Origin of the sequence: Streptomyces sp. 3MP-14 (assembly GCF_006334905.2) — a bacterium.
In the GTDB taxonomy this organism is placed as follows: Bacteria; Actinomycetota; Actinomycetes; order Streptomycetales; family Streptomycetaceae; genus Streptomyces; species Streptomyces triticirhizae.
Window position 1 is genome coordinate 16,353 of the sequence record NZ_VDLZ02000013.1, and the last position, 10,233, is coordinate 26,585.

General features: G+C 73.7%; 8 protein-coding genes. 1 reads left to right on the plus strand and 7 read right to left on the minus strand.

All coding sequences use genetic code 11. The features are described from left to right. Positions 1-55: 55 nt before the first annotated feature. The 5 genes from FH609_RS20975 to FH609_RS31200 form a co-directional block, all read right to left on the minus strand. On the minus strand, positions 56-934 hold the full coding sequence (locus tag FH609_RS20975) for an ABC transporter permease (protein WP_139669947.1): 879 nt from the start codon (positions 932-934) through the stop codon (positions 56-58). Then, positions 931-2,025, minus strand: coding sequence for an ATP-binding cassette domain-containing protein (locus FH609_RS20980; protein ID WP_139669949.1), 1,095 nt, complete (start codon positions 2,023-2,025; stop codon positions 931-933). Before FH609_RS20980 ends, FH609_RS20975 begins: the two co-directional genes overlap by 4 nt. Before the next feature lie 200 nt (positions 2,026-2,225). Next, positions 2,226-2,792 (minus strand): NADPH-dependent FMN reductase, encoded by a 567-nt coding sequence (locus FH609_RS20985; RefSeq protein WP_226961853.1) that lies wholly within the window; start codon positions 2,790-2,792, stop codon positions 2,226-2,228. Positions 2,793-2,957: 165 nt separating this feature from the next. Further along, a complete protein-coding gene (locus FH609_RS20990; RefSeq protein WP_193317972.1) occupies positions 2,958-5,564 on the minus strand; it encodes an ATP-dependent Clp protease ATP-binding subunit in 2,607 nt (868 codons plus the stop codon). Positions 5,565-5,807: 243 nt separating this feature from the next. After that, positions 5,808-5,945, minus strand: coding sequence for a hypothetical protein (locus FH609_RS31200; RefSeq protein WP_193317973.1), 138 nt, complete (start codon positions 5,943-5,945; stop codon positions 5,808-5,810). Between the two features lie 183 nt (positions 5,946-6,128). On the opposite strand from FH609_RS31200, the gene FH609_RS20995 reads away from it, so the two are divergent. Beyond that, entirely contained in the window at positions 6,129-7,121 is a 993-nt protein-coding gene (locus FH609_RS20995; protein WP_139669951.1) for a 1-aminocyclopropane-1-carboxylate deaminase/D-cysteine desulfhydrase, read from the plus strand. 24 nt (positions 7,122-7,145) lie between these two features. Here FH609_RS20995 and FH609_RS21000 read toward each other — a convergent pair whose 3' ends face one another. Beyond that, positions 7,146-7,931: a class I SAM-dependent methyltransferase gene (locus FH609_RS21000; RefSeq protein ID WP_139669954.1), complete on the minus strand. Its 786-nt coding sequence runs from the start codon at positions 7,929-7,931 to the stop codon at positions 7,146-7,148. A 226-nt stretch (positions 7,932-8,157) separates the two neighbouring features. After that, positions 8,158-10,119, minus strand: coding sequence for an NAD-binding protein (locus FH609_RS21005; protein WP_139670291.1), 1,962 nt, complete (start codon positions 10,117-10,119; stop codon positions 8,158-8,160). Positions 10,120-10,233: the final 114 nt, after the last annotated feature.

Genomic DNA, 10,233 nt, shown 5'->3' on the forward strand with positions numbered 1-10,233 from the left:
CGGCCCGAGAGCCGGCCGGGGCCCGGGGCACGCGCCAACCCCGGGTCAACGGCCCCTACTTGCGGTTGTACAGCCGCATCGTCAGGGTGCCGAAGACCGCGATCAGCAGGGCCGAGGCGACGAAGACCCAGGCCAGCTCGCTGCCCTCGACGTTCCCGTCCATCAGCCCGCGCACGGCGGCCACCACCCGGGTCACCGGGTTGACGTCGACGAACGCCTGGAGCCAGCCGGGCATGGTGTCGGGGGAGACCATGATGTTGCTCAGGAAGGTGGCCGGGAACAGCACCATCATGCTGACGCCCATCACGGACTTCTCCGAGCGCAGCAGCAGCCCGAACATCGTCCACACCCACGAGAACGCGAACGAGAAGCCGACCAGCAGCAGGATCGCCAGCACCACGCCGACCGGCCCGCCGTCCGGGCGGTAGCCCAGGGCCAGGCCCAGCAGCAGGATGACGACCGAGGCCATGCTGTAGCGGAACATGTCGCCCAGCAGGTACCCGACCATCGCCGAGGGCCGCCACACCGGCAGCGTCCGGAAGCGGTCGAAGACGCCCTTGGCGATGTCCGTGTTGACGGCGACGCCGGTGTACATCGTGGTCATCACGACGCTCATCACCATGATCCCCGGCAGCAGGAACTGGAGGTACTCGCTCGTCGAGCCCGCCAGCGCACCGCCGAAGAGGTAGGTGAACATCAGCGTCATCATGATCGGGAAGACCGTGACGTCGAAGAGCTGCTCGGGCACGTGCTTGATCTTCAGCATCGCCCGCCAGCCGAAGGCCGCCGAGGCGGCCAACGGGCTGGGGCGTGGCGGCCGTTGGCCGGGGGCCAGGACGGCGGCGAGGGTGGCGCGGTCCGGCTCGAAGCCGTCCGCCGCCTCGGGCGGCGCCTGCTCGGCGCCGGTGGTGGTGGTCTCCGTAGCGGTGCTCATGCCACGCTCTCCTTCTGTTCGTCGGACCGCTGCGGGTCGATGGTCGAGGTGCCGTCCAGGGGGCTTCCTGAGGTGGGCTCGGCGGTGGGGGCGGCGGCCTCGCCGGCCTTCCGCTCGGGCTGGGTCGGCTTGCCGGTGAGGGCGAGGAAGACCTCGTCGAGGCTGGGCTGGCCCAGCGCGAAGTCGTCCACCACGATCCCGGCGGCCGCCAGCTCGCCCAGCGCCAGCGAGGCGCGCTCGGCCGGGCCGTTCTCGCCGTCCCTGACCAGCAGCCGGGCGGAGAGCGAGACCGGGTCCGCGTCCAGCAGCACCTCGGTGCCCAGCCGCTCGGCCAGCAGCTTGCGGGCCGCCTCCCGCTGGTCGGCCTCGCGCAGCCGGACCCGCACGGAGCCCGAGCCGATCGAGGACTTCAGCTGCCCCGGGGTGCCCTCGGCGATGACCTTGCCCGTGTCGATCACCGCGATCCGGCCGGCCAACTGGTCGGCCTCGTCCAGGTACTGCGTCGTCAGCAGCACGGTGGTGCCCTGGGCGACCACGGCGCGCACGATGTCCCACACCTGGTTGCGGGAACGGGGGTCGAGGCCGGTGGTCGGCTCGTCCAGGAAGAGCAGGTCCGGCGTGTTGAGGATGCTGGCGGCGATGTCCACGCGGCGCCGCATCCCGCCCGAGTAGTTCTTCACCTGCTTGTCGGCGGCGGCCGTCAGCCCGAACGCGTCCAGCAGCGCCGCCGCGCGCTCCCTGGCCGCAGCCTTGCGGTGGCCCAGCAGCCGGGCCAGCAGGATCAGGTTCTCCGCGCCGGTGAGGTCCTCGTCGACCGAGGCGTACTGCCCCGTGAGGCTCACCCGGGAGCGGACCGCGTCCGCCTCCCGCACCACGTCGTGCCCGAAGACCCTCGCCTCGCCGCCGTCCGGGCGCAGCAGCGTCGCCAGCATCTTCACGGCGGTGGTCTTGCCGGCGCCGTTGGGCCCCAGCACGCCGTAGACGGTGCCCGCCGGAACGGCCAGGTCGACGCCGTCCACGGCGCGCAGCTCACCGAATGTCTTGACGAGTCCCGATGTCTCGATCGCCAACTCGCCCTTGCGCTCACTCATTCCGGTCCTTTCAGGGGTGACGCTCGTGTCTTCCGGCCGTGCCTGCCGGCCGTTCGATGTGCGGTAGACCGGGGCCACGGGGAGAACTCATCGCTCCGGTCGCAAATTCTTTCGATATGCGGGTGTGGGGCGGTCAGCATAGGGGCAGGGTCTGACACCGGCCCCCGACCTGCGCCGCTGGCCCACGTAGGGGCGGCCGCTCATCCCACGTAGGGGCGCCGCGCCTTGGCCTCGCGCAGCGCCAGGCCCCACCAGACCAGCTCGTCCAGCAGCGCCTCCGCCGCGCGCTCCAGCGCCGGGCCGCCGAGCGGCCCGGTCAGGTCCACGGCCACGCAGTTGCGCACGGTCACCGAGCGCAGCTCGTTGAAGACCAACCGCAGCCCGGCGGCGGCGAGTTGGCCGCAGGCGCCGTGCCCGTAGGAGACGAACCCCACCGGCTTGGCGTGCCACTCGTCGTAGGCGTAGTCCACGGCCTGCTTGAGGGAGGCCGGGTAGCCCCAGTTGTACTCGGGGGTGACCACGGCGAAGCCCTCGGCCCTTTCGATCGCGCCGGCGAAGCGGCACATCTCGTCGGTGGGCTCCTCGGGGAAGCGCGCGGGAAAGGCGTAGTCCACGAGGTCCACCAGCTCGACCCGCAGATCCTCCCGCCCCCGCGCGCGCCCCAGGAACCACTCCCCCACGGCCGCGCCCATCCGCCCCTCGCGGGTGCTGCCCAGCAGCACCGCCAGCCGCAGCGGCTCGGTCGTCCCCTCCTCGGAACCTGCCACCGTCGCTCGCCTCCCCGTCGCCGTTCCGTCCTCACCCCGAAGGCGCGAGACGCACCGCCAGATCGGATCTAGCGGTGCGTCCCGGAAGCGCGCGGGCGGAGCGAACGGCCTCGGGCCGCCCCGCGTCGAACGGCGGGGCGGCCCGGCGGCTCCTCCTCCCGGTCCCTAACCCCCGGCGTCCGCCGACGCCGTCGCGCGGAAGTCCAGCCGCCCGTCGGCGACGTCCACCGTCAGCGCCGTGTGCGGCGTCAGCTCGCCGCGCAGCAGCCGCCGCGACAGCTCGTTGGTCACCTCGCGTTGGATGGTGCGGCGCAGTGGCCGGGCGCCGTACTCCGGCTGGTAGCCGCGCTCCGCCAGCCAGTCCACGGCCGCCGGCGTGAACGTCACGGCCACGTCCTGGGCGTGCAGCTGGTGCCGGGTCTCGTTGAGCATCAGGTCGGTGACCTGCCGCAGCTGCTCGCTGTCCAGCTGGCGGAAGATCACGATCTCGTCGATCCGGTTCAGGAACTCCGGCCGGAAGTGCTCCCGCAGGGGGCGCAGGACGCGTTCCCTGCGCTCCTCCTCGCCTCCGTCCGCCCCCCGCCCGAAGCCGGCCCGGGGGCCGCGCGCGCTGATCGCCTCGGAGCCCAGGTTGCTGGTCATCACGATCACCGTGTTGGTGAAGTTGACCCGCCGGCCCTGCGCGTCGGTCAGCCGCCCGTCGTCCAGCACCTGGAGCAGGATGTTGAAGACGTCCGGGTGCGCCTTCTCCACCTCGTCGAGCAGCAGCAGCGAGTACGGGTCGCGGCGCACCGTCTCCGTCAGCTGGCCCGCCTCCTCGTGCCCCACATAGCCGGGCGGGGCGCCCACCAGCCGGCTGACGGTGTGCCGCTCCTGGTACTCGCTCATGTCGAGCCGCACCATCCGCTCGTCGCTGCCGAACAGCGCCTCGGCGAGGGTTCTGGCCAGCTCGGTCTTGCCGACGCCCGTCGGCCCCAGGAACAGGAAGCTGCCGATCGGCCGGTCGCCGCTGGACAGCCCGGCCCGCGAGCGCAGCACCGCGTCCGCGACGGCCGCGACCGCCTCGTCCTGGCCGATCACCCGCTCCCGCAGCCGGTTCTCCAGGCCCAGCAGCCGCTCCCGTTCCTCCTGGGTGAGGCTGCTCACCGGGATGCCGGTGGCCCGCGACACCACGTCGGCGATGTCGTCCACGGTGACCTCGGCGATCCGCTCGCGGTCCGGGCCTCGCCGGCCGGCCTCCTCGATCCGGCGCTCCAACTCGGTCAGCCGGTCGCGGAGTTCGCTGGCCCGCTCGTAGTCCTCGGCGGCCACCGCCTGGTCCTTGTCGCGCTGCGCCTGCTCCTGCTCGCGCTGGAGCGCCCGCACGTCGCCGCTGGTCGTGGACGCGCTCATCCGCACCCGCGCGCCCGCCTGGTCGATCAGGTCGATCGCCTTGTCCGGCAGGAACCGGTCGGTGAGATAGCGGTCCGAGAGCTGGACGGCGGCCAGCAGCGCCTCGTCGCTGTACCGCACCTGGTGGTGCGCCTCGTAGCGGTCCCGCAGCCCGCGCAGGATCGTCACCGCGTCGTCCGTGGTCGGCTCGGGCACCAGGATCGGCTGGAACCGGCGGGCCAGCGCCGCGTCCTTCTCGATGTAACGCCGGTGCTCCTCCAGCGTGGTGGCGCCGATGACATGCAACTCGCCCCTGGCCAGCGACGGTTTGAGGATGTTCCCCGCGTCCATCGCGCCGCCGCCATCGCCGCCCCCGCCGCCGGCGCCCACCACGGTGTGCAGCTCGTCGATGAACACGATCACCTCGTCCGACCGGGCGCGGATCTCGTCGATCAGCCCGGTCAGCCGCTCCTCGAAGTCGCCCCGGCAGCGCGTTCCGGCCACCAGCGCCGAGAAGTTGAGCTGGATCACCCGCCGCCCCAGCAGCACGTCCGGCACGTCGCCCTCGGCCATCCGCTGCGCCAGGCCCTCGACCACCGCCGTCTTGCCGACGCCGGCCTCGCCGATCAGCACCGGGTTGTTCTTGCCCCGGCGGGCCAGCACCTCGATGGTCTGCTCGATCTCGCTCTCCCGGCCGATCACCGGGTCGATCTCGCCGTCCCGCGCCAGCGCGGTCAGGTCCCGGCCGTAGCGGTCCAGGTTCGACGCCCGTCCCGCGCCCCGTCCGCCGCCCGGCCCGCCCGGAGCGCGCGCCCCAGCGCCCGGCTGGGCGCCCGCGCCGGCCCCCGCGCCGGCGGGCGGCGGGGGCGGCGGCGCGGAGGCCGCCGGGTCGAACCGGACCGAGCCCAGCGTGCGCCCCGCCGCCGAGTCCTTGTTGGCGGCCAGCGCCAACAGCAGGTGCTCGGGCCCGATATAGCGCGCCCCCGAGGCCAGCGCCACCCGGTGCGCGTCCATCAGCGCGCGCTTGGCCGCCGGGCTCACCGAGATCGAGGAACGGGTCGGCCCCTCGCCGGCGTGGCTGTCGATCTCCTCCGCCAACGCGTCCGGGTCCGCGCCCGACCTGGCCACCATGGAACGGGTCGGCTCGGTGGTGAGCGCGGCCCGCAGCAGGTGCTCGGTGTCCAGGTCGTCGCTGCCGTGCTGCGCCGCGTAGGAGGCGGCGCCCGAGACCAGCTGCCAGGCAGGCTCGCTCATCAGCCGCAGGAAGTCGCGGTAGCCGCGCTCCCCCCGCGCGCCCCCGCCGGCACCGCCCGGCGCGGCGCCGGCGCCGCCGAAGAGCCGCGCCAGATACTCCCCCAGCGGATCGCGGCCGAAGTCGTCAGGACCCAAGGGACTCGTCATCGCTGCCACCCGGGCGGCCAGCGCCAGCGCCCTGGCCGCATCGCTCGTGCGGGAACCTCGCGGGTGCCGGGTGCGGCACCCTCGTGCTGGATCATCTGCCCGCGCCGAGTTCCCCGCCCGCGCCCGTTCACACCCCAGCGCGCGCCGGCGCACCCGCCCCGTAGCGCGACGCGCCCCCGGCCCCCTCGACGGCGGGGGACCGGGGGCGCGGCGACGCCGGCCGTGCGGCTCGGTCTGACGGGCTCAGCCGTGCGGCGGGGCGCAGGCGGTGGTGGACTGGCAGGTGTAGCCCCTGCCCTTGCAGTGCCAACAGCGGTGCGGGGCGACGACACCCTCGGCCTCACCGTTGTTGCCGAGATAGAACGTCTCCCTGACGTCCACCCGCTGACCGCCGCAGCCACGGCACTGGGGGTGGGGGCCCGGGCATCTGAACTGCCATCGTCTGGTCATGCCTTCGGTGGCCTTCCGTATCGGTGGGGGCGATTCGGTGGGCGATACCACTCGCGTCGCTCCTACCCGGTCTCCGGCCTCGGATTCCCGTCCGCGCTTCGTACACTTGTGCAGATGTTGGGAAGGTTGTCGTCGAGCGCCACGCTCCCCTCACCGCTGCGGCCGGTCGCCGATCCGACGCTCGCGCGCGCCGGCGTCACCCTGCGCCTGAAGCGCGACGACCTGATCCACCCCGAGGTCCCCGGCAACAAGTGGCGCAAGCTGCTGCCCAACCTGCGCGCCGCCCACGCCGCCGGCCACCACCGGCTGCTGACCTTCGGCGGCGCCTACTCCCACCACCTCACCGCCACGGCCGCCGCCGCCCGCGCCGCCGGGCTGGCCAGCGTCGGCCTGGTGCGCGGCGACGAACTCGCCGACCGCCCCCGCAACCCGGCCCTCGCCGCCGCCGAACGCGACGGCATGGAGCTGGTCTTCGTCAGCCGCGCCGAGTACCGCGCGACCCTCGACGCGCTGGACGCGCCGGCCACCCGCCGCCGCCTCGCCGAACGCTTCGGCCCCTTCTACCTGTTGCCCGAGGGCGGCTCCAACGCCCTCGCCGCGCGCGGCGCCGCCGCCACCGTCGCCGAACTCGCCGCGCAGACCACGCAGACCACGCAGACCACGCAGACCGCACCGAACGGCCCGGACGGGCCGAACGGCCTCGACGCGCGCGACGTCGTCTGCTGCCCCGTCGGCAGCGGCGGCACCCTCGCCGGCATCGCCGCCGCCCTGCCGCCCGGCGCCCGCGCCCTCGGCGTCGCGGTGCTCAGAGGCGGACGGGGCTATCTGGAGTCACGGGTCACCGCACTGCACCGGGCCGGCTGGAGCGGCGCGACGTTCCCCCGCTGGGAGATCGACCACGACCACCACGGCGGCGGCTACGGCCGCATACCCCCCGAACTCGCCGCGCTCACCGACCGTTTCGAACGCGACCACGGCATCCGCCTGGAACGCCGCTATGTCGCCAAGGCCCTCGCCTGCCTCCACCACCGCGCCGAACGCGGCGACTTCCCGCCCGGCACCCGCCTCACCCTCGTCGTCACAGGACCGCCGAGCGCCAGCGACTGAACGAGGACGACCCGCGCCCGGGCCTCACCCCCCGGTCGTCACCCGGATCTTGGACTGCCCGTGCGGCAGCCGCTCCCAGTCCTCCATGAACTGCGCCTTCAGCCCGCGCCGTTCCGCCAGCGACACCAGCGTCTCGGTCCGGTAGTAGAAGTCCTCGTGCAGCACGTGGTGTTCGCGCCCCTCCGTCCGGTCGAAGGTGAAGTCGAAGAACCCGCCCGGCGTCAGGATGCGCCCCACATGGCTGAGCGCCTCGTCGATCACCTCGATCGGCGAGTGCGAGAAGACGCTGTGCGCGTGCACCACGTCGAAGTGCCCGTCCGGCAGGAAGTCGAACGTCAGGTCCCCGCTGATGGTGAGGTACGGCAGCTTCGGCTGGAGGTCGTAGGTCACCAGCGTCCGCTTCGCGCTGACCAGGATGTCCGGCGAGATGTCGATGCCGTAGTAGTGCCCGGGGTCCAGGTAGTCGATGAACCGCCAGCCCGCCCGCAGGTTGCCGCACCCGATGTCCAACATCCGGTGTTCCGGGGCCAGTCCGTGCTGCTTCAGGTAGTCGAACTGCATCAGCCCCAACGCCAGCCACCGCTCGTGGCTCTGGCTGCCCACCGCCGCCTCCGGGTTCCGGCCGGCGTCCGAGGCCATCACGGCCCGGTAGTACGACACATGGTCCCGGTGCTTGGCCCGCAGCCACAGGTCCCGCGCGGTGCGCCGCAGATAGGGCACCACCCGCTCCGGATGCCGGGCGGCGTACCGCACCTGGTGAACGACGCTGGCCCGGTTCACGTTCAGCTTCTTGCGCGGATGGCCCTGCATGGTGGTGCTCGCTTTCCTCGACGTGCGCCGACGCTTTTCGGGCAGCTTGGGCCAAATGCCCATCCCCCACCAACGCGGCACGCAGCGAAACCCCAAGGTCGCCACCGCCCAGTGACACGGCCTCCACCGTTGACGAACATCTTGCGAACGGGGAGGCGCCCCAACCGTGTTGTCGCGGTCGGGCGCTTGGGCGGTCAGGCGCTGGGGCGGTCAGGCGCTGGGGCGGTCAGCCTCCGCCGGCCGGGCCGGGCGTTCCGGCCGGGCCCCGGCCCAGCAGTTCGGCGAGCCCGCGCCGGGTCGCGGCGACCACCACCCGGTCCCTGGCCCGCAGCACATAGCCGGGATGCACGTCCCACAGCAGTCCGCCCGTGCCGCCGCCGCGCGCCGAGGAGGCGCGGACGGCGGACAGGTCGGGATGCCGTTCCCCCGGCGCCGACAGGTCGAGGGCGAGCACCCGCCACGCCCCGGGCCGGGACGCCTCGGCCACCGTCCGCCCCTCGAACCGGGGGAAGTCGGCCACCTCCAGCGCGGCGAAGAGCAGCACCTTCCGTTCCACGGGGATCGCGCCCAGAATCTGCCGCCCCATCATCGCGCTGGCGAACGCGGGCGCCGCGAGGGTGGAGACGCTCCGGCTGCGGGTGAGCGCCTCCGGGTGCGCGGCGCGCAGGGTGCGGTAGACCACGGTGGCGAAGTCGTCGTCGTAGAGGCGGAGCGCCACCCTGAGGTCGGGCTTGACGCTTCTGGCGTGCAGCACCGCCTCCAGGTTGGTGGCGTCGGCGCTGGTCAGCGCCAGGAGGGCGCGCGCCCGGTGGATCTTGGCCGACTCCAGCACGTCCTCCTGGGTGACGTCGCCGAGCACCACCGGAACCTGGAGCCGGCGGGCCAACGGGATGCCCCTGGCCTCCGGGTCCTCCTCCACGCACACCACCGGGATGTCCATCTCCCGGAGTTGGGCCAGCACCCGGGTGCCGATCTTGCCCAGGCCGAGCAGCACCACATGGCCGGAGAGGCCGCGCGGCGGGCGCGGCAGGTTGGCGGTGCCACGGAACGCGCCGAGCGCCTGGAGCGCCGCCGCGATCAGGATCGGCAACAGCGCCAACCCGACCAGCCCCGACACCAGTTGGATGGTCTGCCGGGGCACCGGCTCGTCGACCGCCGGGTCGCCGATGGCGAACAGGTCGAGCAGCGTCAGATAGGCGGCGTTGACCGCGTCGCCGCCGGTGGTCCGCCACAGCGTCAACGCCAGGGCCAGCACGGCGATCGCGACGCCCAGCAGCGAGTACCGCAGCCGGCGGGAGAAGATCTCCGCCAGCGGCGCCATCCGCCGCGCCAGCCGTCGCGGGGGTAACGCGGGGCCGGCGTGGGTCACCGTCTCCAGCACGACGGTGCCGCGCCCGGTGGCCTCGCCCACCGCCCGGTCGTCGGGCAGGAGTTGCGGGCCCTGCGGGCCGCTGTTGTCGGAACCCTCCGCGCCCGCCGGGTCGTTGACCGTGGCCGAGAGCAACGCCAGGGTGCACAGCCCGGGGTCGGCGATCTCGCCGCTGGCCGGCGGGTTGCGTTCGACGGCGCGCAGCAGCAGCCCGTCGGCGCGGACGACCTTGCGGGTGCCGGCCACTGCGGTCGCGGCGAGCGCGGGCGCGGCGGTGTCGGCGTCGGAGAGCACCGTGGTGGCGGCGTCCAGTTCCCTGGGGTCGGTGTCGGGCAGCGCCACCGAGGCGGCCTGGTCGAGGAGTTGGGCGAGGTGCTGGCCCAGCCGGCGGTTGTAGTGGCGGATCACCAGGCGGAGGTGCGGGTTGAGCCGGCGGGCCGCGAGGGCGCCGCGCAGGTTGGTCTCGTCGTCGTCGTAGACGAGGGCGAGCGCGGTGGCGTTGGCCACGCCGGCCCGGCGGAGCACCTCCTCGGTGGGGTCGGCGGCGGTCATCTCCCCGACGGGGACGCGGATGCCGCCGCCGGTGGTGTCGTCGCCGGGTGCGCCGGGGGTGCCGGCGGCGGGCGCGTTCGAGGGGCGGTTGATCGCCGCCGAGACCCGGCCGATGAGCGCGGAGACCCGGGGCCGCGCCCCGACGGTGGCCTCGCCACCGCCGCCGCCGTCCGCCGGCGGCATGACCAGCGTCACGCGCTCCCGGTAGACGTCGTGCAGCTCCTCGGCGAGGCGGACGGCCAACGCGTCGTCGCCGCAGACGATCATGTGCCCCGTGCCGACGGTCCGTTGACCCTGCTGCGGGACCCGCTGGGGGTCCGGTGGGGAGAGGGGAATCACGACGGAATGACGTTCCCTTCGGCTCGAATGGTTTCGCGACGG